Source organism: Buttiauxella sp. BIGb0552, assembly GCF_004366275.1.
Classification (GTDB): Bacteria; Pseudomonadota; Gammaproteobacteria; order Enterobacterales; family Enterobacteriaceae; genus Buttiauxella; species Buttiauxella gaviniae.
The window spans coordinates 55021-79800 of the sequence record NZ_SODY01000011.1 but is presented as its reverse complement, the minus strand read 5'-3'; the positions used below and the strand labels follow the sequence as shown (position 1 = coordinate 79800).

Annotated in this window: 21 protein-coding genes and 2 tRNA genes; 17 read left to right on the top strand and 6 right to left on the bottom strand. The window is 49.5% G+C overall.

Features of this window, described 5'->3' with window-relative positions; translation table 11 throughout:
• Positions 1-14: 14 nt before the first annotated feature.
• Positions 15-91 (top strand) — tRNA-Asp (locus EDF88_RS23945).
• Positions 92-145: 54 nt separating this feature from the next.
• Positions 146-221, top strand: a tRNA-Trp gene (locus EDF88_RS23940).
• Between the two features lie 79 nt (positions 222-300).
• Here EDF88_RS23940 and hdfR read toward each other — a convergent pair.
• On the bottom strand, positions 301-1125 hold the full coding sequence (gene hdfR, locus EDF88_RS23935) for an HTH-type transcriptional regulator HdfR (protein ID WP_064515134.1): 825 nt from the start codon (positions 1123-1125) through the stop codon (positions 301-303).
• Positions 1126-1244: 119 nt separating this feature from the next.
• Here hdfR and EDF88_RS23930 point away from each other — a divergent pair, with 119 nt between their 5' ends.
• A complete protein-coding gene (locus EDF88_RS23930; RefSeq protein WP_064515136.1) occupies positions 1245-1583 on the top strand; it encodes a DUF413 domain-containing protein in 339 nt (112 codons plus the stop codon).
• 26 nt (positions 1584-1609) lie between these two features.
• Here EDF88_RS23930 and EDF88_RS23925 read toward each other — a convergent pair whose 3' ends face one another.
• Positions 1610-3130: a YifB family Mg chelatase-like AAA ATPase gene (locus EDF88_RS23925; RefSeq protein WP_134187803.1), complete on the bottom strand. Its 1521-nt coding sequence runs from the start codon at positions 3128-3130 to the stop codon at positions 1610-1612.
• Positions 3131-3485: 355 nt separating this feature from the next.
• On the opposite strand from EDF88_RS23925, the gene ilvL reads away from it, so the two are divergent.
• The 6 genes from ilvL (at position 3486) to ilvA (ending at position 10035) form a co-directional block, all read left to right on the top strand.
• Complete coding sequence (gene ilvL, locus EDF88_RS23920; RefSeq protein ID WP_072279198.1) at positions 3486-3584, top strand: ilv operon leader peptide; 99 nt, start codon at positions 3486-3488, stop codon at positions 3582-3584.
• 139 nt (positions 3585-3723) lie between these two features.
• On the top strand, positions 3724-5370 hold the full coding sequence (ilvG, locus tag EDF88_RS23915; protein WP_134187801.1) for an acetolactate synthase 2 catalytic subunit: 1647 nt from the start codon (positions 3724-3726) through the stop codon (positions 5368-5370).
• Positions 5367-5624 carry an acetolactate synthase 2 small subunit gene (ilvM, locus tag EDF88_RS23910; protein WP_064515142.1) on the top strand — a complete coding sequence of 86 codons (258 nt, stop codon included), beginning with the start codon at positions 5367-5369 and terminating at the stop codon, positions 5622-5624. The genes ilvG and ilvM overlap by 4 nt, the downstream gene beginning before the upstream one ends.
• Before the next feature lie 19 nt (positions 5625-5643).
• Positions 5644-6576, top strand: coding sequence for a branched-chain amino acid transaminase (locus EDF88_RS23905; RefSeq protein WP_064515144.1), 933 nt, complete (start codon positions 5644-5646; stop codon positions 6574-6576).
• 61 nt (positions 6577-6637) lie between these two features.
• Positions 6638-8488 (top strand): dihydroxy-acid dehydratase, encoded by a 1851-nt coding sequence (gene ilvD, locus EDF88_RS23900; protein WP_064561582.1) that lies wholly within the window; start codon positions 6638-6640, stop codon positions 8486-8488.
• Between the two features lie 2 nt (positions 8489-8490).
• The gene (ilvA, locus tag EDF88_RS23895; protein ID WP_134187799.1) at positions 8491-10035 is read left to right on the top strand and encodes a threonine ammonia-lyase, biosynthetic; all 1545 of its coding nucleotides are present in this window, start codon (positions 8491-8493) and stop codon (positions 10033-10035) included.
• Here ilvA and ilvY read toward each other — a convergent pair.
• Positions 10032-10925, bottom strand: a complete 894-nt coding sequence (gene ilvY, locus EDF88_RS23890; protein ID WP_134187807.1) for an HTH-type transcriptional activator IlvY — start codon at positions 10923-10925, stop codon at positions 10032-10034. The two genes, ilvA and ilvY, sit on opposite strands and share 4 nt — an antisense overlap.
• Positions 10926-11090: 165 nt before the next feature.
• Here ilvY and ilvC point away from each other — a divergent pair, with 165 nt between their 5' ends.
• Positions 11091-12566, top strand: coding sequence for a ketol-acid reductoisomerase (ilvC, locus tag EDF88_RS23885; protein WP_134187797.1), 1476 nt, complete (start codon positions 11091-11093; stop codon positions 12564-12566).
• Positions 12567-12619: 53 nt separating this feature from the next.
• Here ilvC and ppiC read toward each other — a convergent pair whose 3' ends face one another.
• On the bottom strand, positions 12620-12901 hold the full coding sequence (gene ppiC / locus EDF88_RS23880) for a peptidylprolyl isomerase PpiC (protein WP_064515151.1): 282 nt from the start codon (positions 12899-12901) through the stop codon (positions 12620-12622).
• A gap of 120 nt (positions 12902-13021) precedes the next feature.
• Between ppiC and rep the strand changes: the two genes are divergently transcribed.
• Positions 13022-15043 (top strand): DNA helicase Rep, encoded by a 2022-nt coding sequence (gene rep / locus EDF88_RS23875; protein ID WP_134187795.1) that lies wholly within the window; start codon positions 13022-13024, stop codon positions 15041-15043.
• A 1-nt stretch (position 15044) separates the two neighbouring features.
• On the opposite strand, the gene gppA is transcribed toward rep, so the two are convergent.
• Both gppA and rhlB read right to left on the bottom strand, forming a co-directional pair.
• Entirely contained in the window at positions 15045-16529 is a 1485-nt protein-coding gene (gppA, locus tag EDF88_RS23870; protein ID WP_134187793.1) for a guanosine-5'-triphosphate,3'-diphosphate diphosphatase, read from the bottom strand.
• Between the two features lie 6 nt (positions 16530-16535).
• Positions 16536-17807 (bottom strand): ATP-dependent RNA helicase RhlB, encoded by a 1272-nt coding sequence (gene rhlB / locus EDF88_RS23865; protein ID WP_034461719.1) that lies wholly within the window; start codon positions 17805-17807, stop codon positions 16536-16538.
• 118 nt (positions 17808-17925) lie between these two features.
• Between rhlB and trxA the strand changes: the two genes are divergently transcribed.
• From trxA to wecC, 6 genes are all read left to right on the top strand, one after another.
• Positions 17926-18255 carry a thioredoxin TrxA gene (gene trxA, locus EDF88_RS23860; RefSeq protein WP_034461718.1) on the top strand — a complete coding sequence of 110 codons (330 nt, stop codon included), beginning with the start codon at positions 17926-17928 and terminating at the stop codon, positions 18253-18255.
• 358 nt (positions 18256-18613) lie between these two features.
• Positions 18614-19873 carry a transcription termination factor Rho gene (rho, locus tag EDF88_RS23855; protein ID WP_064515157.1) on the top strand — a complete coding sequence of 420 codons (1260 nt, stop codon included), beginning with the start codon at positions 18614-18616 and terminating at the stop codon, positions 19871-19873.
• A 252-nt stretch (positions 19874-20125) separates the two neighbouring features.
• Positions 20126-21217 (top strand): UDP-N-acetylglucosamine--undecaprenyl-phosphate N-acetylglucosaminephosphotransferase, encoded by a 1092-nt coding sequence (gene wecA / locus EDF88_RS23850; protein WP_134187791.1) that lies wholly within the window; start codon positions 20126-20128, stop codon positions 21215-21217.
• 23 nt (positions 21218-21240) lie between these two features.
• Positions 21241-22290 (top strand): ECA polysaccharide chain length modulation protein, encoded by a 1050-nt coding sequence (wzzE, locus tag EDF88_RS23845; protein ID WP_064515161.1) that lies wholly within the window; start codon positions 21241-21243, stop codon positions 22288-22290.
• Positions 22291-22352: 62 nt separating this feature from the next.
• Entirely contained in the window at positions 22353-23486 is a 1134-nt protein-coding gene (wecB, locus tag EDF88_RS23840) for a UDP-N-acetylglucosamine 2-epimerase (non-hydrolyzing) (protein WP_064515164.1), read from the top strand.
• On the top strand, positions 23483-24745 hold the full coding sequence (wecC, locus tag EDF88_RS23835) for a UDP-N-acetyl-D-mannosamine dehydrogenase (protein ID WP_064515166.1): 1263 nt from the start codon (positions 23483-23485) through the stop codon (positions 24743-24745). Before wecB ends, wecC begins: the two co-directional genes overlap by 4 nt.
• Positions 24746-24780 lie beyond the last annotated feature (35 nt).

The window sequence follows — 24780 nt, the reverse complement described above, 5'->3', positions numbered from 1 at the left end:
GAAAGAAATTCGGTGGAGCGGTAGTTCAGTCGGTTAGAATACCTGCCTGTCACGCAGGGGGTCGCGGGTTCGAGTCCCGTCCGTTCCGCCACTTATAAAAAAATTATGCCTGCTTAATCAGCGGGCTTAATAATAAGCGTTATTTAGGGGCGTAGCTCAGTTGGTAGAGCACCGGTCTCCAAAACCGGGTGTCGCGAGTTCGAGTCTCTCCGCCCCTGCCATATAATGATCCTTTGCTTCGGCAAAGGATTTTTTTTGCCTAAAATTCCTCAAATTATCCCTCAAATCTATAAAAGCGCATTACTGCGCCATAAGTGGTGTCTTTAATAACTCTTTGATTATGTTTTGTTTATCGCTATTTTGTAGCCAGATTGCATACAAAGGGCGCGAAAGTATATTTGTATCGGGTACCTGGTAAATTCCTTCGCATTCTTTGGCCCATTCGATGGGTAAAAATGAACAACCATTGAGCGGTGCCAACAATTTATAGGCTATTTGTGCTGAGCTAGTCGTTAGAACTGGAATGCTATCATTGTTGATAAGACCCGCTTCATGCTGTTGAAAATCAGGACCCCACTCCAGACGTAAATACGTTAACCCTGTTTTTGAGCTTTGTTGTGAAGAAGAAAATAGTGCCAGGTTAAAATGCCCTAATAACTGGCATGAAAATTCGTCCATCTTTGGCGATTCTGTCGTGATCAGCAGATCAAGCTGACGTTCATGCAATTGTTTAACTAGCGACTGGCGTTGGGAAATACGGGCTTCAAATTGAAGACCTTTGTGCTGTTGATACAGTGCAACAAGCCATTCAGAAAGCATGCATTCCCAAAGTGAGGAACTAGCACCAATCGTTAGCTCATTGTGCTGAGATGTGTTGGAAACTTCTTTTTTGGCAGCGAGCCAGGTATTCATGAGGTTTTCTGCATAAGGCAACAAACGCTCACCTGCTGTCGTCAGGCGAATATTATTACGATGACGAGTAAAAAGATTCACGCCGAGTTGATTCTCTAATTGACGAATTCTGAAGCTAACTGCTGATTGCGTTAGATAAAGAGCCTCTGCAGCCCGCCCAAAATGCCGCGTTCGGCTCACTTCAAGAAACGTTTTTAATAATTCAGTATCCACAACTCTCTCCCAAAAAAAATTTGTCGTTATGATTTAAATGTTTTGTTTGACGCTCTGTCAAGCGTAACTAATACTCCGCGCCATAAATAGCTCGACCAAGAGAATTAGGAGCGTGCAGGATGGCGGAAAGCTTTACGACGACTAATCGGTTTTTCGATAATAAACATTATCCGCGCGGGTTCGCTCGCCATGGTGATTTCACCATCAAAGAAGCCCAGTTATTAGAGCGCCATGGTTATGCGTTCAATGAGCTGGATCTTGGCAAGCGTGAGCCTGGTACTGAAGAGGAAGTTCTGTTTGTAGCTGTATGCCGTGGTCAACGTGAGCCGGTGACAGATGCAGAACGTGTGTGGAGCAAGTATATGACGCGAATTAAGCGTCCTAAACGTTTCCATACCCTCTCCGGTGGCAAGCCGCAGGCGGATGCGGTTGAAGACTATACCGACAGTGATGATTAATAAAAATGGGGCGAAAGCCCCATTTTTTATCCTGTTAACTGTTGTAGGTGAATGAGTAATCGGTCAATCGCCCGATAGCTCAATGCTTCTAGAAGATGTTCCCTCTGTATCTGTTTGTGTTCCTGAATATCTGCAATTGTTCGTGCAACTTTTAATAATCGATGCCATGCACGCACCGACAACCCCAACTTCGCCAATGTCTCTTCAAGCCACATGGCATCATTGTGCTCAATGGCACAATGTTTTCTGATTTCATGATTATCCAGTCTCGAATTTAACTTTTGCTGTCTATCATACTGTCGCTGTTGTGTAGCGATGACTCTTGCTCTTACGTCTGCGCTACTTTCGCTGCTTACACCGGGATTACTTAGCATTCCCGGTGGCGGAAGTGGGATCTCTGTGGATAAATCAAATCTATCAAGAAAAGGCCCTGAAAGGCGGCTAAGGTAGCGCAGCGTTTGTTCAGGTGTGCAGCGATTATGCTTACCTTGATAGTGACCTGTTGGACTTGGGTTCATAGCTGCCAGAAGTTGAAAATTGGCAGGGTAGCTAATTTTTGCACGGGTACGGGAAATATGAATTTCCCCTGATTCTATAGGCTCGCGTAATGCGTCAAGCACACGGCGTTCAAATTCCGGGAGTTCATCGAGAAATAACACACCGTTATGTGCCAGAGAAATTTCACCGGGTCTTGGAATTGAACCTCCACCAACCATTGCACTTAGTGAAGCGCTATGATGAGGCGCTCTGAATGGGCGCTGGCGCCACTGTTGCTGTAAAGAATGTGGATTGACCAGGCTTAGAATGGCTGCACTCTCCAGTGCTTCACTGTCGCTTAAAGGGGGGAGTAAAGTATTCAGGCGGCTGACCAGCATGGTTTTACCCGTTCCTGGAGGGCCAATGAGTAATAGGTTATGCCCACCAGCCGCGGTGATCTCTAGCGCTCGCTTCCCCTGAGACTGACCAAAAATCTCATTAAGGTCTTGCCGATATTCAATGTGTTGCTGCTGTCGTTTTTCTGGAGCTGATAATTCGGCTCTGCCTTCAAGGAATGCGCAGACTTCAGTGAGGTGGTTTGCAATAAGGCAGCCAGCTTGTGTTATCAAACTAAGTTCAGCGGAGTTTTCATCGGCAACGATTATTTTCTTCCCTGATTTTAAAGCCTCCATAGCAGATGAAATTGCGCCAGGGACGCCTCGTAAAGCCCCAGTAAGCGCGAGTTCACCAACGAACTCATATTCACTTAACTTATCAATAGAGAGCTGCTCAGACGCTGCCAGCAATGCGAGAGCAATAGGTAGGTCATACCTGCCGCCTTCCTTAGGAAGATCTGCCGGCGCGAGATTTATCGTGATTTTCCGGGCCGGGAAAGTATAGCCACTGTTGATGATGGCACTTCGTACTCTGTCCCGAGCTTCACGGACAGTGGTTTCTGGTAAACCCACAAGGGTTAAACCTGGTAACCCTTGGCTGATATGAACCTCTACGGTGACCAATGGGGCTGCAATGCCTAATGCTGCCCTTGTATTAACAACTGCCAGTGACATCGCTCTTTCCTCTTGGGTGAACTTTTATCCTGTCAGCTTGCTAATAGTGCATAAAGAGGTGAAATAATGTTCTTCGTAATGCCTTCCAGACTTTCGGGTGAGATTTCTTTTTTGAAAATAATTCTGCGATGAGCTTCGCAAAAGATTTATTTCTGGAAGAGTTTTTGGCAATAGAGATAAGAAATCGCTCTATATGAAATATTTTCACTATCTCGTTATTTGCTGAAAACAAATAGTTTTTCTGCCAGCCAATTTTTTCAGCCTCTGTTTCATTATAAAAAATTCTTGTGCTTTTAACTGACTCTGTGATAACTCTGTAGGTATTACTTCGAACAAGTAGACAGAATAAACAAACATGAAAGCCCTTCTACGAGTGATTAGCCTGGTCGTTATTAGCGTGGTGGTGATTATTATCCCACCGTGCGGGGCTGCACTTGGAGAAAGAAAGGCTTAAAAATCAAGCCTGAATCGAAAAGAACCCCCGCACCGAAAGGTCCGGGGGTTTTTTGTTGGGCAAAGAAACTCGGAGAGAAACAGATGATGCGTTACAGAATAAAATGCTGTTTCTCCGATAATGCGACGGGGAACTAACTATGAATGGTGCACAGTGGGTGGTACATGCGTTGCGAGCGCAGGGTGTAGAGACAGTTTTCGGCTATCCGGGCGGCGCAATCATGCCAGTCTACGATGCATTGTATGACGGTGGGGTCGAACATTTGCTCTGCCGCCATGAGCAAGGCGCAGCAATGGCAGCCATTGGTTATGCTCGTTCTACAGGAAAAACAGGCGTTTGCATCGCGACTTCCGGGCCGGGCGCAACCAACTTGATAACAGGCCTTGCCGATGCGCTGTTAGATTCCGTTCCCGTTGTTGCAATCACAGGCCAGGTAGCCGCTCCGCTGATTGGCACTGACGCATTTCAGGAAGTGGATGTTTTAGGTTTGTCCCTCGCATGTACTAAGCACAGTTTCCTTGTTGAATCATTCGATGATTTACCTCGCGTCCTTGCAGAAGCCTTTGAAACTGCAAACTCTGGCCGTCCGGGCCCCGTGTTGGTGGATATCCCTAAGGATATTCAATTAGCACAAGGTGATCTGGAGCCATGGTTATCGACTGTTGAAGATGATTTTGAAATGCCGCACGCCGAGCTGCAACAGGCACGCGAAATGATAGCGAATGCCCGCAAACCGATGTTGTATGTCGGTGGCGGAGTGGGCATGGCTCAGGCGGTTCCGGCATTGCGTGAGTTTATCGCTGTCACCAATATGCCTTCTACTGTCACGCTGAAAGGCTTGGGCGCGGTTCCGGCAGAAAACCCGTTTTATACCGGCATGTTGGGAATGCACGGCACAAAAGCGGCTAACCTTGCGGTGCAAGAGTGCGACTTGCTGATTGCCGTTGGCGCACGTTTTGACGACCGTGTTACCGGCAAGCTGAATACCTTTGCCCCCCACGCGAAAGTGATTCATATGGATATCGACCCGGCAGAGCTGGGTAAATTGCGTCAGGCCCATGTTGGGTTGCAGGGGGATTTAGCCCAATTATTACAGGCGCTGCAACAACCGCTGGATATCGTTGAATGGCAGCAAGAAGTTGCCTCTTTACGGGCAGCAAACCCATGGCGCTATGATCATCCCGGCGAAGCCATTTTTGCCCCGTTATTGCTGAAACAAATCTCTGACCGTAAGCCGCAGGAATGTGTTGTGACTACCGATGTCGGCCAGCACCAGATGTGGACAGCCCAGCATATGTCATTTACCCGCCCGGAAAATTTTATCACTTCCAGTGGCCTGGGAACGATGGGCTTTGGTCTGCCCGCAGCTGTAGGCGCACAGGTAGCCCGGCCGAACGATACGGTTATCTGTATCTCGGGTGACGGCTCATTCATGATGAACGTTCAGGAGCTGGGCACCGTAAAACGAAAACAGCTACCGCTCAAAATCGTTTTACTGGATAACCAACGTTTAGGAATGGTACGCCAGTGGCAGCAGATGTTTTTCTCAGAACGTTATAGCGAAACCAACCTCTCCGATAACCCCGATTTCCTCATGCTGGCCAGTGCCTTCGGTATCCCAGGCCAACACATCACTCGTAAAGACCAGGTAGAAGCCGCCATCGACACGATGCTCAATAGCGATGGCCCATACATGCTTCACGTCTCGATAGATGAGTACGAAAACGTCTGGCCGTTGGTGCCACCAGGTGCCAGTAACTCACAAATGCTGGAGAAATTATCATGATGCAACATCAGCTCGCAGTAACGGCCCGTTTTCGTCCAGAAACGCTGGAGCGCGTGTTACGCGTCGTGCGCCATCGTGGTTTTCAGGTGTGTTCTATGAACATGGTCACGGTGGGGAACACTGACGATATTAATATTGAATTGACCGTTGCCAGCCTGCGCCCAGTCGAATTACTGTTTAGTCAATTAAGCAAACTGGTTGACGTTGGTCGCGTCGAAATCCAGCAACAAACAACACAACAAATCCGCGCCTGAGCGCAGAAGGAAGAGAACAATGACAACGAAGAAAGCTGATTACATCTGGTTCAATGGTGAGATGACGCCGTGGGGCGAAGCAAAGGTCCATGTAATGTCCCATGCGCTGCATTACGGCACATCGGTCTTTGAAGGTATCCGTTGCTATGAATCTCACATTGGTCCAGTGGTGTTCCGCCATCGTGAACACATGCAGCGTTTGCGTGATTCAGCAAAAATCTATCGTTTCCCTGTATCACAAAGTGTTGATGAGCTGATGGAAGCTTGCCGTTCTGTTATCCGTAAAAATAACCTGACCAGCGCATATATCCGCCCGCTGGTGTTTGTGGGTGACGTCGGTATGGGCGTTAACCCGCCAGACGGTTACACCACTGATGTGATCATCGCAGCCTTCCCATGGGGTGCATACCTCGGCGCAGAAGCGCTGGATCAAGGGATCGACGCAATGGTTTCCTCCTGGAACCGTGTGGCACCAAACACCATTCCAACAGCAGCGAAAGCCGGTGGTAACTACCTTTCTTCCTTGCTAGTTGGCAGCGAAGCGCGCCGCCACGGTTATCAGGAAGGTATCGCGCTGGATGTGAACGGTTACTTGTCAGAAGGTGCGGGCGAAAACCTCTTTGAAGTGAAAGATGGCATTCTGTTTACCCCTCCGTTCACCTCTTCCGCGCTGCCGGGCATTACCCGTGATGCCATTATCACTCTGGCTAAAGACTTGGGTATCGAAGTGCGTGAGCAAGTGTTGTCTCGCGAATCACTCTACCTGGCGGACGAAGTATTTATGTCGGGTACCGCCGCTGAAATTACGCCAGTCCGTAGCGTAGACCGCATTCAGGTAGGTGAAGGTCGTTGTGGCCCGATCACTAAACGCATTCAACAGGCATTCTTTGGCCTGTTCACTGGCGAAACCGAAGACAAATGGGGCTGGTTAGATCAGGTCAACCCTAAGTAAAAAAATAACCAGGTGGATGGTGATGACCGTCCCCTCGACAGACAGACTGGAGTAAATAAGCATGCCTAAGTACCGTTCAGCCACTACCACCCATGGCCGTAATATGGCGGGTGCCCGCGCATTGTGGCGCGCAACCGGGATGACCGATGATGATTTCGGCAAGCCAATTATTGCGGTAGTTAACTCCTTTACTCAGTTCGTGCCAGGCCACGTTCACCTGCGCGATTTGGGTAAACTGGTTGCCGAACAAATCGAAGCATCTGGCGGTGTGGCGAAAGAGTTCAACACCATCGCGGTGGATGATGGTATCGCCATGGGCCACGGCGGCATGCTTTATTCTCTGCCGTCACGCGAGCTTATCGCTGACTCCGTTGAATACATGGTGAACGCGCACTGCGCCGACGCGATGGTTTGTATCTCCAACTGCGACAAAATCACCCCAGGGATGTTGATGGCCTCTTTGCGCCTGAACATTCCGGTTATTTTTGTTTCCGGCGGCCCGATGGAAGCCGGGAAAACCAAACTCTCAGACCAAATCATCAAACTCGACCTGGTTGATGCGATGATTCAGGGCGCTGACCCGAAAGTGAGTGACGAGCAAAGCGAGCAGGTAGAACGTTCAGCCTGCCCGACCTGCGGCTCCTGCTCCGGTATGTTCACCGCGAACTCCATGAACTGTCTGACCGAAGCGCTGGGCTTATCCCAGCCGGGTAACGGTTCTCTGCTGGCAACGCACTCAGATCGCAAAGAGCTGTTCCTGAATGCCGGTAAACGCATCGTCGCCTTGACCAAACGTTATTACGAGCAGGATGACGAAAGTGCTCTGCCACGTAGCATCGCCAGCAAAGAAGCGTTTGAGAACGCCATGACGCTGGATGTTGCGATGGGCGGTTCAACAAACACAGTTCTGCACTTACTCGCTGCAGCTCAGGAAGCAGAACTCGATTTCACCATGACCGATATCGACCAGTTGTCTCGTAAAGTCCCACAGCTGTGTAAAGTCGCACCGAGTACCCAGAAATACCATATGGAAGATGTGCACCGTGCGGGTGGCGTAATCGGTATTTTGGGCGAGCTGGATCGAGGTGGCTTGCTGCATCGTAATGTGAAAAACGTTCTGGGTCTGAACCTGACGCAAACGCTGGAACAGTACGATGTCATGCTGACCAAAGACGAAAGCGTGAAAAGCATGTTCTCCGCAGGCCCGGCCGGTATTCGTACCACGAAAGCATTCTCACAATCTTGCCGCTGGGATTCTCTGGATGTTGATCGTCAAAATGGTTGTATCCGCTCGAAGGAACATGCATACAGCCAGGAAGGTGGTTTGGCTGTGCTGTACGGTAACTTCGCAGAAAACGGCTGTATCGTGAAAACGGCTGGCGTAGACGATGAAAGCCTGGTGTTCCGCGGGCCTGCAAAAGTTTATGAAAGCCAGGATGATGCGGTTGAGGCAATCCTTGGTGGCAAAGTGGTAGCGGGCGACGTTGTTGTTATTCGTTACGAAGGGCCAAAAGGCGGGCCGGGCATGCAAGAAATGCTTTACCCAACAACCTTCCTGAAATCTATGGGTCTGGGCAAAGCGTGTGCCCTGGTTACCGATGGGCGCTTCTCCGGCGGTACTTCCGGTCTTTCTATCGGCCACGTTTCTCCGGAAGCAGCAAGCGGTGGCAATATCGCGCTGATTGAAGATGGCGACATGATTGCGATTGATATCCCGAACCGTGGGATCCAACTGCAACTGAGCGATCAGGAAATGGCCGCTCGTCGTGAAGCGCAAGAAGCTCGCGGTGACAAAGCCTGGACGCCACGTGCGCGTGAACGCCAGGTCTCCTTCGCTCTGCGCGCTTACGCAATGCTCGCTACCAGTGCCGATAAGGGCGCGGTGCGCGATAAAAGTAAGCTTGGAGGCTAATGATGGCCGAGTCACAACCACTACCTGACGCCCCTTGTGGGGCGGAATATCTGAGAGCCGTTCTGCGTGCTCCGGTTTACGAAGTTGCGCAAGTTACCCCATTGCAGAAGATGGAAAAACTGTCGTCACGTCTGGATAACGTCATTCTGGTAAAACGTGAAGACCGCCAGCCAGTGCACAGTTTCAAACTGCGTGGCGCATACGCGATGATTGTCGGGCTGAACAGCGAACAAAAAGCCAGTGGTGTGATTACCGCTTCTGCGGGAAACCACGCTCAAGGTGTTGCGCTTTCTTCAACGCGTTTAGGCATCAAGTCTCTGATTGTCATGCCCGTGACTACGGCGGATATCAAAGTGGATGCGGTCCGCGCGTTTGGTGGCGAAGTATTACTGTACGGCGCGAACTTTGATGAGGCGAAAGGGCGTGCAATCGAGCTTTCGCAGCAACAGGGGTTCACCTATGTGCCTCCGTTCGACCACCCGGCAGTCATTGCCGGGCAGGGCACGCTGGCGCTGGAACTGCTGCAGCAAGATGCGCATATCGACCGCATTTTTGTTCCGGTCGGCGGCGGTGGTCTGGCAGCAGGTGTGGCGGTGCTTATCAAACAGCTGATGCCGCAAATCAAAGTGATCGCCGTTGAAGCGGAAGATTCTGCCTGTTTGAAAGCGGCACTCGATGCCGGCAAGCCGGTTGATTTGGCGCGCGTCGGTTTGTTTGCTGAAGGTGTTGCGGTTAAGCGTATCGGCGATGAAACATTCCGTTTGTGTCAGGAATATCTCGACGACATCATCACAGTGGATAGCGATGCTATTTGCGCGGCAATGAAAGATTTGTTCGAAGATGTTCGTGCGGTCGCTGAACCGTCTGGCGCTCTGGCGTTGGCGGGGATGAAAAAGTACATCCAGCAGCATCAGATTCGTGGTGAACGCCTCGCGCACGTTTTATCTGGTGCGAACGTTAACTTCCATGGCCTGCGCTACGTTTCTGAGCGTTGCGAGCTGGGCGAACAACGTGAAGCACTGCTGGCGGTCACCATTCCTGAGCAGCAAGGCAGCTTCCTGAAATTTTGCCAGGTACTCGGTGGGCGTTCGGTCACTGAGTTTAACTATCGTTATTCCAGCTCGGCGGAAGCCTGCATTTTCGTCGGTGTCCGTTTGACTCGTGGTTTGGAAGAACGCCGCGAAATCATCGAGCTACTTAACGAAGGTGGTTACGGTGTTGTCGATTTATCTGATGACGAAATGGCGAAGCTGCACGTGCGCTACATGGTGGGCGGGCGTCCGTCTAAACCACTGCTTGAGCGGTTGTACAGTTTTGAATTCCCAGAATCACCGGGTGCTTTGCTGAAATTCCTGCAAACGCTCGGCACCCACTGGAATATTTCACTGTTCCATTACCGCAGCCACGGTACAGATTATGGCCGCGTACTGGCGGCGTTCGAACTGGGCGACAATGAGCCGGATTTTGAAACCCGACTCAATGAGCTGGGCTACGATTGCCACGATGAAACCAGTAATCCGGCGTTCCGCTTCTTCCTTGCGGGTTAGTGGCTACCGGGTAGTAACTTCCAGAAAGCATTCACAAGCGGCTCATTGAGCCGCTTTTTTTGTACGCAAACACCCAACTCAAACGGCTCGGCTTCATCGTTTCGTTCCAGCACCTGCACGCGGTTGCGCACCGGTTCCGGGCTATTTTCCAACACGATTTCAGGTATCAATGCTACGCCACAGCCGAGTGCCACCATCGAAACCATCGCCTCATGGCCTGCAACCGTTGCATAAATAAACGGGTTACTGATTTTTTGACGGCGGAACCACAACTCAATGCGGCGGCGCACTGGCCCCTGATCCGGCAGAATAAACGGTACTTTTGCCCAGTCCGGGTCTGGCTGGTTCACCTGCACACGAACCGGGCAGGGCAGTGCTGGTGCGATCAGTGCGACCGATAAATGGTCCAGAATCGAGAATGCGACGCCTGGTGGCAATGTTTCCGGCTTACCGGCAATGGCAAGATCGGCCTCGTCAGAATCCACTTTCTCTACCGCATCGGCGGCATCGCCTGTGGTCAGTTTGATTTCCACGTTGGGATGTTCGGCACGGAATCTGTCGAGAATAGGGGGTAAATGGCTGTACGCCGCGGTGACGGAGCAAAAAAGATGAAGCTCGCCGGAAAGCGATGGCCCTTCCTGGCCGATAGTGTGGCGCATCTGCTGATACTGCAAAAGCGTGTGCTGCGCGAACTGTTTAAGCTGTTCACCGGCTTCAGTTAGCGTAACGGTGCGGTTATCGCGTAAAAACAAGGGTTGACCTAAATCCTCTTCGAGGCGCTGGATCTGGCGCGAAAGCGTCGACGGGCTGACGTGCATCGCGCGTGCGCTCCTGCCGAAATGGCGACTTTCAGCAAGGTGGATAAATATTTTCAGGTCGCGTAAATCCATGGTCATCAGCTCTTGTTTCTACGTTGCATAAATTGCAACGTCACGTTGTTAATATATCAATTTCAGCAACGCATTTCCTGTCATATAGTGAGTTCATTATCGCAAGCAAGACACGGCTGGCGAACCTTACAAAGCACAACATAACAATTATGGAGTACCACCACGATGGCTAACTATTTCAATACTTTGAACCTGCGTCAGCAGTTGGCGCAACTGGGTAAATGTCGTTTCATGGGGCGTGATGAATTCGCCGATGAAGCAAGCTACCTCAAAGGCAAAAAAGTCGTCATCGTCGGTTGTGGCGCACAAGGCTTGAACCAGGGTCTGAACATGCGCGACTCTGGTCTGGATGTTGCTTATGCTCTGCGTGCTGAAGCTATTGCTGAAAAACGCGCTTCATGGCGTAAAGCGACAGAAAACGGTTTTAAAGTTGGCACTTACGAAGAACTGATCCCACAAGCGGATCTGGTTGTTAACCTGACGCCAGACAAACAGCACTCTGCGGTTGTTAAGGCTGTTCAGCCGATGATGAAAGACGGTGCAGCATTGGGTTACTCCCACGGTTTCAACGTGGTTGAAGTTGGCGAGCAAATCCGTAAGGACATCACCGTGGTGATGGTTGCGCCAAAATGCCCGGGTACTGAAGTTCGTGAAGAATACAAACGTGGTTTCGGTGTACCGACTTTGATTGCGGTTCACCCGGAAAACGATCCAAAAGGCGAAGGCATGGCCATCGCTAAAGCCTGGGCTGCGGCAACTGGCGGCCACCGTGCGGGCGTTCTGGAGTCTTCCTTCGTGGCAGAAGTTAAATCTGACCTGATGGGCGAACAAACTATTCTGTGTGGCATGCTGCAGGCCGGTTCTCTGCTGTGCTTCGACAAGCTGGTGGAAGAAGGCACTGACCCTACATATGCAGAAAAACTGATTCAGTTCGGCTGGGAAACCATCACCGAAGCGCTGAAACAAGGCGGCATCACGCTGATGATGGACCGTTTGTCCAACCCGGCGAAAGTGCGTGCTTATGCGTTGTCTGAACAACTGAAAACCATCATGGCTCCATTGTTCCAGAAACATATGGACGACATCATCTCCGGCGAATTCTCTTCCGGCATGATGGCTGACTGGGCAAATGACGATAAGAACCTGCTGACCTGGCGTGAAGAGACCGGCAAAACTGCCTTCGAAACCGCGGCGCAGTTTGACGGTAAGATTTCTGAGCAGGAATACTTCGATAAAGGCGTTCTGATGATCGCAATGGTGAAAGCGGGCGTTGAGCTGGCGTTCGAAACCATGGTTGATGCGGGCATCATCGAAGAATCAGCTTACTACGAATCTCTGCACGAGCTGCCGCTGATTGCGAACACCATCGCTCGTAAGCGCCTGTACGAAATGAACGTGGTTATCTCTGACACGGCTGAATACGGCAACTACCTGTTCTCTTACGCAGCAGTACCATTGCTGAAAGAGTTTATGACAACACTGCAGGCAGGCGATCTGGGTAAAGAAGTCCCAGCCGGCGCGGTTGATAACGCGCAACTGCGTGATGTTAACGAAGCGATTCGTAACCACGAAATCGAAATCGTTGGCAAGAAACTGCGTGGCTACATGAAAGATATGAAGCGTATTGCTGTAGCGGGTTAATCGAGCTTTCGAGTTTTAGAAGTGAAGAGGCCGGGGATTCCCCGGCCTTTTTTTTAGTTGCGGTATAACACTTTGATGATGTGGTATCCGAACTGCGTGTGCAGCGGGCCATATGGCTCCAGCAGCGGGCAGGAAAACACCACTTTATCGAACGCAGGAACCATCTGGCCCTGACGGAATTCACCTAAGTGACCACCTTTTTTGCCTGATGGGCAGGTGGAATGCTTTTTAGCCAGTTTCTCAAAGTCGCCGCCAGCTTGAAGCTGCGCCAAAATTTCCTGAGCCAGTTTTTCTTCCTTAACAAGGATATGCAATGCTGCCGCGGTTTTTGCCATGATAGTGCCTTGAGTGAAATTGATTACGCTCGCTATACTACCACGCTGTTTTTCCCCTTCGTACCTCCAGTTACTGCGGGGATACCTTCGTTTTTATCCTGACTTCATTGAGTGACCTTTATGCGTTTAAACCCTGGCCAACAACAAGCCGTCGAATTTGTCACAGGACCTTGCCTGGTCCTGGCGGGCGCTGGTTCCGGCAAAACGCGTGTTATCACCAATAAAATGGCGTATCTGATCCGCGAATGCGGTTATCAGGCTCGCCATATAGCCGCCGTGACCTTTACCAACAAAGCGGCGCGTGAGATGAAAGAACGTGTGGCGCAAACGCTTGGGCGCAAAGAATCACGCGGTCTGTTGATCTCAACGTTCCACACGTTAGGGCTTGAGATAATCAAACGTGAGTTTGCCGCTCTCGGCATGAAGTCTAACTTTTCGTTGTTTGATGACACTGACCAGACAGCGTTGCTAAAAGAACTGACTGAAGGTTTGCTCGAAGACGATAAAACGTTATTGCAACAGTTGATCTCGACGATCTCGAACTGGAAAAACGATCTGATGACCCCGTCGCAGGCCGCGGCGCAGGCGAAAGGAGAACGCGACCGAATTTTTGCCCACTGTTATGAGCTTTACGATACGCACCTGAAATCCTGCAACGTGCTGGATTTTGACGATCTGATTTTGCTGCCAACGCTGCTTTTACAGCGCAATGAAGAAGTGCGAGAACGTTGGCAAAACCGTATCCGCTATTTGCTGGTGGATGAATACCAGGACACCAATACCAGCCAGTATGAACTGGTGAAGCTGCTGGTGGGCGCGCGAGCAAGGTTTACCGTAGTGGGCGATGACGATCAGTCGATTTACTCCTGGCGTGGCGCACGGCCACAAAACCTTGTTTTGCTAAGCAAGGATTTCCCGGCACTTCAGGTTATTAAGCTTGAGCAGAATTACCGTTCTTCCGGGCGCATTCTGAAAGCGGCAAACATTTTGATCGCCAATAACCCTCACGTGTTCGAAAAGCGGCTGTTTTCGGAGCTGGGTTACGGTACCGAATTAAAAGTGCTGACCGCGAACAGTGAAGATCATGAAGCTGAGCGCGTTACTGGCGAGCTCATTGCCCATCACTTCATCAATAAGACCAACTACAAAGATTACGCCATTCTCTATCGTGGGAATCACCAGTCGCGCGTGTTTGAAAAAATGCTGATGCAAAACCGCATTCCTTATCGTATTTCTGGTGGTACGTCGTTCTTTTCACGTCCTGAAATCAAAGATTTACTGGCTTATCTGCGTGTGCTGACCAACCCAGATGATGACAGTGCATTTATGCGGATTGTGAATACACCGAAACGTGAAATTGGCCCGGTTACGATGCAAAAACTCGGTACCTGGGCAACGCAGCGTAATAAAGGTTTATTTGGCGCAAGTTTTGATATGGGTTTAAGCCAAACGCTAAATGGTCGTGGCCTGGAGTCGTTACAGCGTTTTACTCATTGGTTACGCGATGTAGCAACACTTGCTGAGCGCGAACCTATCGCAGCGGTACGTGATTTGATTCACGGTATTGACTACGAAAGCTGGTTGTATGAAACATCCCCCAGTCAGAAAGCTGCCGAAATGCGTATGAAGAACGTTAATCTGCTTTTTAGCTGGATGACGGAAATGCTGGAGGGTTCAGAAATTGATGAGCCGATGACGCTTACCCAAGTTGTCACCCGCTTTACGCTGCGCGATATGATGGAACGCGGCGAGAGTGATGAAGATACAGATCAGGTGCAATTGATGACCCTTCATGCCTCGAAAGGGTTGGAGTTCCCGTACGTATTTTTAGTCGGGATGGAAGAGGGTATTTTGCCGCATCAGAGCAGTATCGACGAAGATAATATCGATGAAGAGCGCCGCCTGGCTTACGTGGGGATTACTCGTGCGCAGAAAGAGCTAACCTTCACGCTTTGCAAAGAGCGACGTCAGTATGGTGAATTGATCCGCCCGGAACCGAGTCGTTTCTTGCTGGAATTGCCACAAGATGATTTGCAGTGGGAGACGGAACGCAAAGTAGTTTCTGCGGAAGAGCGGATGACAAAGGGGCAGAGTAATGTCGCCAACATCCGTGAAATGCTGGCAAAAGCGCGTAAAAGTTGAGTTATTTAATTATTAAATGCCAATGGACATAACTTTGCCACAGGCTTTCTTGTGCAAGCAGTTCAGCACCTAGAGGGTGGCATTCCAGCCACTTTTCTGGAAGCTCGAGATTTAAGGTTTCACCTTCAACGTTTAGCGCAATTTCCGGCAAGATATCGTCCCGACGGCGGCTGGCGAAGATAATAGCCAGGCGTAACAAGCGACAGAGATGTTCCGCAATACGCGGTGGTACGGCGTTTTGCTGGTGGAGAGAAGAGAGATCGACAGGGTTTGTCTGGTTCAACATTAGCGTTGCCAGCAGCTTTTTCTGCGCTGGCGTATATCCCGGAAGATCGAGGTTCTTCACCAGGTAGGCAGCATGTTGCGGCGCCTGTTTGAAATCGACACTCAGTCCAACTTCATGAAGTAACGCCGCGCTGCTGAGCATTTCTATGCTGAGAGGCGTTAGGCTCCATGCATCTCTTAACTGTGTGGTGAAGGCTAATGCTAATTGTTGAACGCGTTCTGCCTGGCCGGTATCCACCATAAAGCGACGCTGGATATTACGTACGGTACGGCTTCTGATCTCTTGATTAACAGTCAGATGCAGCATTCCGTAAACCAGTCCTTCACGCAAAGCTCCGCCAGCGAGCGTCATACAGTCAATTGATAACTCTTCGAATATCGCAATCAAAATGGCGAGGCCGCTTGGGAATACCAAGGCTCTTTCTAGCGTTAAACCTTCAATCTCTAATTCTTCAAGACGCCCGCATTGAATCGCGCGTTGCTTCAACTGCTGGAGTTTTGCAAGCGTAATGCGCTCATCCATTCCTTGCGCCATCATGATTTCTTGCAGTGCTTGCACGGTACCTGACGCACCGACACACACTTTCCAACCGTGATGTTTTAACCGGTCGCAAATCGGCCTGAGAACTTCTTTTGCAGCACTTTCGGCGGCATCAAAGTTTTCTTTTGCCAGGTTCCGGTCGCTAAAAAAACGCTCAAGCCAGGTCACACAACCCATTGATAAGCTAAAGAGTGCGGTGGTTTGCGCCCCTGAGCCGGTAACCAGTTCTGTACTAGCACCACCGATATCAACTACTAAGCGTTGATCGGCACCGCCTGTGGTATGGGCAACGCCCTGATAAATCAGGCGTGCTTCTTCTTCACCATGGATAATTTGCACCGGACAGCCAAGGATTTTTTCAGCCTTCTGGATGAATTCGCTGGCATTGGTGGCAAGACGGAGTGTCGCGGTTGCGACAACACGAATTTGGTTTTGAGGAATATCTTGAAGACGTTCAGCGAATAAGCGCAGGCATTGCCACCCGCGCTCCATTGCTTCACGTGAAAGCGTATTATCGCTGCTTAAACCAGCAGCAAGGCGTACTTTTCGCTTAATCCTGGCAAGGGTTTGTATGCTCCCTGCCACCTCACGTACAACCAACATATGAAAGCTATTAGAGCCTAAATCTATTGCAGCATACAGCGAGGTGGAGCTGAGCATAAATTTTTAACCTGTGCGACGGCGATTACCACGAGGAGCGCCACCATTACGGCGAGGACCGTTACCCGGACGGGCGCGAGTCAGACGCTTCGGTGGAGGAAGTTCGCTTAACAGTGCTTCAGTTTTGTACTTGCTGACTGGAATTGAGTGACCAATGTAAGTCTCAATTGCAGACAGGTTCAACGCATAGTCTTCACACGCAAGACTAATGGAATGACCACTTTCGCCAGCACGACCGGTACGGCCAATACGGTGAACGTAATCTTCGCAGTCATCAGGAAGATCGTAGTTGAAAACGTGTGTCACTAACGGGATATGCAGACCGCGAGCGGCAACATCGGTTGCAACCAGAATATCCAGATCGCCACGGGTGAATTCTTCAAGGATGCGCAGACGTTTTTTCTGAGCAACATCGCCGGTTAGCAAACCAACACGGTGCCCATCGGCTGCAAGGTGACCCCAGATATCTTCACAACGGTGTTTCGTGTTAGCAAAGATGATGGCGCGATCTGGCCACTCTTCTTCGATGAGAGTCTGCAGCAAACGCATTTTCTCTTCGTTAGAAGGGTAGAACAGCTCTTCCTGGATACGGTGACCGGTTTTTTGCTCCGGCTCGACTTCCACGTATTCCGCGTTGTTCATTTGCTCGAATGCCAGTTCACGCACACGGTAAGAGAGTGTGGCAGAGAACAGCATGTTCAGGCGTTGAGTAACTGGCGGCATACGGCGGAACAACCAGCGAATATCTTTAATAAAGCCCAGATCGTACATGCGATCGGCTTCATCCAGCACCACAACCTGAATTGCGCCTAAGTTAATGTGGTTTTGCTTGGCATAATCAATCAAACGACCAGTTGTGCCGATAAGAATATCAACACCGCTTTCCAGCACTTTAAGCTGTTTATCGTAGCCGTCGCCACCGTACGCCAGGCCGAGTTTAAGGCCGGTCGATTGTGCTAGTGGCTCTGCATCAGAGTGAATTTGGACTGCCAGTTCACGAGTCGGCGCCATAATTAAGGCACGCGGCTGGTTCACCTGGCGATTCTCTGGAACCGGGTGAGAGAGTAAATAATGGAACGTTGACGTTAAAAACGCCATCGTTTTGCCAGTACCGGTTTGCGCCTGCCCTGCAACGTCACGATTCGCCAGTGTCAGCGGTAGTGCCAGTGCCTGAATAGGGGTGCAGTTATGGAACCCTTTATTTTCAAGGGCTTCAATCACCTTAGGGTGCAGTGCGAAGTCGGAAAACTTCTGTTCGGTCAAATGTGTTTTGCTCATAGTGTGGTAGAATATCAGCTAACTATTGCTTTACGAAAGCGTATCCGGTGAAATAAAGTCAACCTTAAGTTGGTTAATGCTACACCAACAAGGTAGACATAATCCTGCGGAGTAGAACATGAGCGATAAAATTATTCACCTGACTGACGACAGTTTCGACACGGACGTGCTAAAAGCTGATGGGCTGATCCTGGTTGATTTCTGGGCAGAGTGGTGTGGTCCATGCAAGATGATCGCCCCGATTCTTGATGAAATCGCTGATGAATATCAGGGCAATCTGACCGTTGCTAAACTGAATATCGATCAGAACCCGGGCACTGCACCAAAATATGGTATCCGTGGTATCCCAACTCTGTTGCTGTTCAAGAACGGTGAAGTGGCTGCGACCAAAGTTGGCGCGCTGTCCAAAGGCCAGTTAAAAGAGTTCCTCGACGCTAATCTGGCATAATGGAATCTCAGCCGGTGCGTGCGTAGTTCGCAATTTTTTGTGAGCTGCTGGACGCCCGGCGTCAGTCATGCTAAGTTACTTTTACTGCATTTAGAACTTGTCTTGTAGTTTGAATCTTTGTAATACCCAATGCTTCCAGTTTCCCTTCACTAAGACGCTGTTTTACAGTGAACATACGGTCGCATAATCGATTTCGGGCGTATCACCCATTCCGTCGTGTCGTTTCAGTTCTGCGTTTTTCCTATGACCAGGCAGCGATAAGACATGTGGTGGTGGCCATTAAACAGGCATGGATGATCCTGCCATACCATTCACGATACATGTTCGAGATTTACCCCGAGTTTAAGAACCCACCATTATGAATCTTACCGAATTAAAGAATACGCCGGTTTCTGAGCTGATTACTCTCGGCGAAAATATGGGGCTGGAAAACCAAGCCCGTATGCGCAAGCAGGACATTATTTTCTCCATCCTGAAGCAACATGCTAAGAGTGGTGAAGATATCTTTGGTGACGGTGTACTGGAGATATTGCAGGACGGATTTGGTTTCCTCCGCTCTGCAGACAGCTCCTACCTCGCCGGTCCTGATGATATCTACGTTTCTCCCAGCCAAATCCGCCGTTTCAACCTCCGCACAGGGGATACCATCTCCGGTAAGATTCGCCCGCCGAAAGAAGGTGAGCGTTACTTTGCACTGCTGAAAGTTAACGAAGTCAACTATGACAAGCCGGAAAACGCGCGTAACAAAATCCTGTTTGAAAACTTAACCCCGCTGCATGCTAACTCTCGTTTACGCATGGAACGTGGTAACGGTTCTACCGAAGACTTAACTGCACGTGTACTGGATCTGGCATCGCCAATCGGTCGCGGTCAGCGTGGCCTGATTGTCGCTCCGCCGAAAGCCGGTAAAACTATGCTGCTGCAAAACATCGCGACCAGCATTGCTTACAACCACCCAGATTGTGTGTTGATGGTTCTGCTTATCGACGAACGTCCGGAAGAAGTGACTGAGATGCAACGTCTGGTTAAAGGTGAAGTTGTTGCTTCTACCTTTGATGAGCCAGCATCCCGCCACGTTCAGGTTGCCGAGATGGTTATCGAGAAGGCGAAGCGTCTGGTTGAGCATAAGAAGGACGTTATCATTCTTCTCGACTCCATCACTCGTCTGGCCCGTGCGTACAACACCGTTGTACCTGCATCAGGTAAAGTATTGACTGGTGGTGTGGATGCTAACGCACTGCATCGTCCAAAACGCTTCTTCGGTGCTGCACGTAACGTAGAAGAGGGTGGTAGTCTGACTATCATCGCTACAGCGTTGGTTGATACCGGTTCTAAAATGGATGAAGTGATCTACGAAGAATTTAAAGGTACCGGCAACATGGAACTGCATCTGGCGCGTAAAATCGCTGAGAAGCGTGTGTTCCCTGCTATTGACTACAATCGTTCAGGTACACGTAAAGAAGAGTTGCTTACTACCCAGGAAGAGCTGCAGAAAATGTGGATCCTGCGTAAAATCATCCACCCAATGGGTGAGATTGATGCAATGGAATTCCTCATCAACAAGTTAGCGATGACGAAAACCAACGAAGACTTCTTCGATATGATGAAGCGCTCGTAAGTAACAAAAACTCGGGGAACGCCACGCTTAGACGTGGCGTTTTTCATTTCTGGTATATACGATATAGCTGTAATGATCACGGTTAAGCACTAACTGTGGCAAGGAATGCCATCATGTTATTTACAGCAATGCTTGAAAGGTGTTGTTCGAATAATAATCAGTCTGTTCAAGGATTAGATGTATATAACCATTGGACGGGGTAGACTTCAAAGAAGTTGTCCTTGACCTTTTATTTTGCAGAGAGCTTGCACTGTGAATTTAATCACCGCTGGAACTGACCTGGTTTGTATTTTTTTATTCACCACCATTTTTCTTTTTTTTGCGCGCAAAGCGGCAAAAAAAATCGGTCTGGTAGATAAACCCAACTTCCGTAAACGTCACCAAGGACTCATTCCTTTGGTCGGTGGTATCTCGGTTTATGCTGGGATCTGTTTTACTTTTCTCATTGCCAACTACTATATCCCACATGCATGGCTTTATTTGATATGTGCTGGAGTGCTGGTATTTGTCGGTGCCCTGGATGACCGTTTTGATATCAGTGTAAAAATTAGGGCTTCGGTTCAGGCTTTAATCGGTATTGTAATGATGGTGGTTGGGAAATTGTACCTGCTCAGCCTCGGGTATATTTTTGGCTCGTGGGAAATGGTTCTCGGCCCATTTGGTTACTTTTTAACCTTATTTGCGGTTTGGGCCGCAATAAATGCTTTCAACATGGTTGATGGTATCGACGGTCTGCTGGGTGGGCTTTCTTGCGTCTCCTTTGCGGCAATGGGGATTATCCTTTATTTCGATGGGCAATTGAGCCTGGCCATGTGGTGCTTCGCAATGATTGCTGCCATCCTGCCTTATATTCTTTTAAACCTTGGGATACTGGGTCGTCGCTATAAAGTTTTTATGGGCGATGCTGGGAGTACTCTTATTGGTTTTACCGTCATCTGGATCTTGCTTGAAACTACGCAGGGCAAAACTCATCCTATTAGCCCTGTCACCGCATTATGGATTATTGCCATTCCATTGATGGATATGATTGCCATCATGTATCGCCGACTACGCAAGGGTATGAGCCCATTCTCACCAGATCGCCAGCATATTCACCATTTGATTATGCGAGCCGGTTTTACTTCTCGGCAGGCATTCGTACTCATCACAGCAGCAGCAGCTCTGCTTGCTTCAATTGGCGTAGCGGCTGAGTACATGCATTTCATTCCAGAGTGGGTGATGTTGGCATTATTCTTGCTTGCATTTGTTCTCTATGATTACTGTATCAAACGAGCCTGGAAAGTTGCTCGTTTTATAAGACGTCATAAGCGTCGGCAACGTAGAAATACCAGCAGTATTTCTTAATTCTGAAAGTAGTCGGGGAAGTGATGAAACAAAACGTGCCAGGAAGTAATCCGGGAATGGTGGACAACGAGTTGGACATTCGTGGTTTATTCCGGACACTGTGGCAAGGAAAGCTGTGGATTGTTGGTCTGGCAGTGTTATTTGCGGCCATTGCATTCATCTACACCTTCTTTGCCAAGCAGGAGTGGAGTGCTAATGCGATAACCGATCGCCCGACAGTTAACATGATGGGTGGGTATTATTCGCAACAGCAATTCCTACGTAATCTTGATGCTAAAGCTAATATGGTTTCCGTCGATCAGCCTTCGGTGATGGATGAAGCCTATAAAGAGTTCATCATGCAATTATCTGCATATGATACTCGTCGTGACTTTTGGCTACAGACCGACTATTACAAACAGCGTCAGGTTGGCAACAGTAAAATTGATGCCGCATTGCTAGATGAACTAATTGATAATATTCAATTTTCAGCTGGCGATGCCACACGCAATATCAGCGATAGCGTGAAACTAATTGCAGAAACAGCTGCTGATGCGAATAACTTGCTGCGGCAGTACGTCGCTTTTGCCAGCCAGCGTGCTGCGAGTCATCTTAACGAAGAACTAACGGGCGCCTGGGCTGCTCGTACAATTCAGATGAAAGCGCAAGTTAAGCGTCAGGAAGCAGTGGCTCAGTCAATTTTTGACCGCAAAGTGCACAGTGTGGAACAAGCGCTGAAGATTGCGCAGCAGCAAAATATTGCAAAGAGTGAAACAGAAGTTCCCGCCGACGAGTTACCTGATTCTGAAATGTTCATGTTAGGACGCCCTATGCTGCAAGCTCGTCTTGAAAGCCTGCAAGCTGTCGGTCCGAGTTACAGCATCGACTACGACCAGAATCGAGCCATGCTGGCGACTTTGAACGTGGGGCCAACGCTTGACGCGCGTTTCCAGACATATCGCTATTTACGTACCCCTGAGGAACCTGTGAAGCGTGATAGTCCACGCCGGGCATTCTTGATGATTATGTGGGGTATGGTTGGGGCCCTGATTGGCGCGGGTGTGGCATTAGCCCGCCGTCCAAAATATTTGTAACGCCCTTACCCGGTGAAGGCTCGATGGACGGCCTTCACCTTTTTTAACAAAAGAGAATTGCTGTGAAAGTGTTAACTGTTTTTGGCACGCGCCCGGAAGCTATTAAAATGGCTCCTCTGGTTGATGCGTTGGCAAAAGACGCGTTTTTTGACGCAAGAGTATGCGTGACCGCGCAGCATCGCGAGATGTTGGATCAGGTGCTGAATTTATTTTCTATCGAGACGGATTATGATTTAAACATCATGAAACCGGGGCAGGGGCTTACGGAAATTACCTGCCGCATTCTCGAAGGATTGAAGCCGATACTTGAGTCATTCAAGCCTGATGTTGTTCTGGTTCATGGTGATACTACGACTACAGTTGCCACTAGTCTTGCCGCATTTTATCAGCGGATTCCTGTAGGACATGTTGAAGCAGGTTTGCGCACTGGTGATCTGTATTCTCCGTGGCCGGAAGAGGCAAACAGAACTCTGACCGGGCACTTGGCTCTGTATCACTTCGCCCCAACCGAGAATTCTCGACAAAACTTATTACGCGAAAATATCAGTGACAATAAGATATTCGTCACCGGTAACACTGTGATTGATGCGCTGATTTCTGTTCGCGATCGCGTACTTGCGGATGATGCTTTGCATAGCTCTCTGGCGCAGTGTTATCCGTTCCTGGATAGCAGCAAAAAGCTGATTTTGGTCACTGGCCACCGCCGTGAAAGTTTTGGTAATGGCTTTGAGCGGATTTGCCATGCACTGGCGCAGATTGCCAAAGAAAACAGTGATGTCCAGATTGTTTATCCTGTGCACCTGAACCCGAATGTCAGCGAACCTGTGACGCGCATTCTGGGGGATGTCAAAAATGTGGTGCTGATTGACCCGCAAGAATACTTACCGTTTGTCTATTTGATGAATCATGCATACCTGATTCTTACCGACTCTGGTGGCATCCAGGAAGAAGCACCATCACTGGGTAAACCCGTGCTGGTGATGCGTGATACGACAGAGCGCCCGGAAGCGGTTGATGCAGGCACCGTTCGTTTGGTCGGTACGGATACACAAGAAATTGTTCGCCAGGTTACGCGCTTGTTGAAAGACGAAGATGAATATCAAGTTATGAGTCGTGCTCATAATCCTTATGGTGATGGCAAGGCTTGTGAGCAAATTTTGGCTGCATTGAAGAAAAATCAGGTGACACAACAATGAGTTTTGCAACCATCTCTGTGATTGGTCTGGGTTATATCGGATTGCCAACCGCGGCAGCATTTGCGTCTAAACAGCAAAATGTCGTCGGTATTGATATCAACCAGCATGCGGTAGACACCATTAATCGTGGTGCAATTCACATTGTTGAGCCAGATCTGGATAAGGTGGTTAAAGCGGCGGTGGAAGGTGGGTTCTTGCGCGCTAGTACCCAACCAGTTGAAGCAGATGCTTATTTAATTGCAGTACCAACGCCCTTCAAAGGCGATCACCAACCTGACATGGTTTTTGTCAAAGCAGCGGCGGAATCCATCGCTCCGGTACTTAAGAAAGGTGCGCTGGTGATTCTGGAGTCCACCTCGCCAGTCGGTTCTACCGAGCAAATGGCGGGTTGGTTAGCAGAGCTTCGCCCTGACCTGACATTCCCACAGCAGGTTGGTGAAGCGGCAGATATTAATGTCGCCTACTGCCCGGAACGCGTACTGCCGGGTCAGGTGATGGTTGAGCTTATCAAAAACGATCGTGTTATTGGCGGTATGACGCCAGTTTGCTCTGCTCGTGCCAGCGAACTCTACAAAATCTTCCTTGAAGGCGAGTGCGTGGTGACGAATTCCCGCACTGCTGAAATGTGCAAGCTGACGGAAAATAGCTTCCGCGATGTGAATATTGCCTTCGCAAATGAGCTATCCCTGATTTGTGCCGATCAAGAGATCAACGTCTGGGAGTTGATTCGTCTGGCTAATCGCCATCCGCGAGTCAATATTTTGCAGCCAGGACCGGGCGTGGGTGGGCATTGTATCGCGGTAGATCCGTGGTTTATCGTTGCTCAAAACCCTGAACAGGCACAGCTGATTCGTACGGCGCGCGAAGTTAATGATGGTAAACCACACTGGGTAGTAAACCAGGTGAAAGCTGCTGTCGCTGATTGCCTTGCTGAAACCGGCAAGCGTGCCAGTGAAATTACCATTGCCTGCTTTGGCCTTGCGTTTAAACCGAATATTGATGACCTGCGTGAAAGCCCGGCTATGGAAATCGCTGAGCTCCTCAGCACCTGGCATAATGGTAAAACGCTGGCTGTTGAGCCAAACATTCACCAGTTGCCGAAAAAATTGGTCGGTAGTTGTGAATTAGCTTCTATTGAAGATGCTCTTCAACAGGCTGATGTGTTGGTGATGCTGGTTGATCACCATGCCTTCAAAGCCATTCCTGGTTCGCAAATTCAGCAAAGCTGGATTGTTGATACCAAAGGGGTCTGGCGCTAGGTTCTGCCCAAGGTTGGTGAAGCCAATGAAGACTT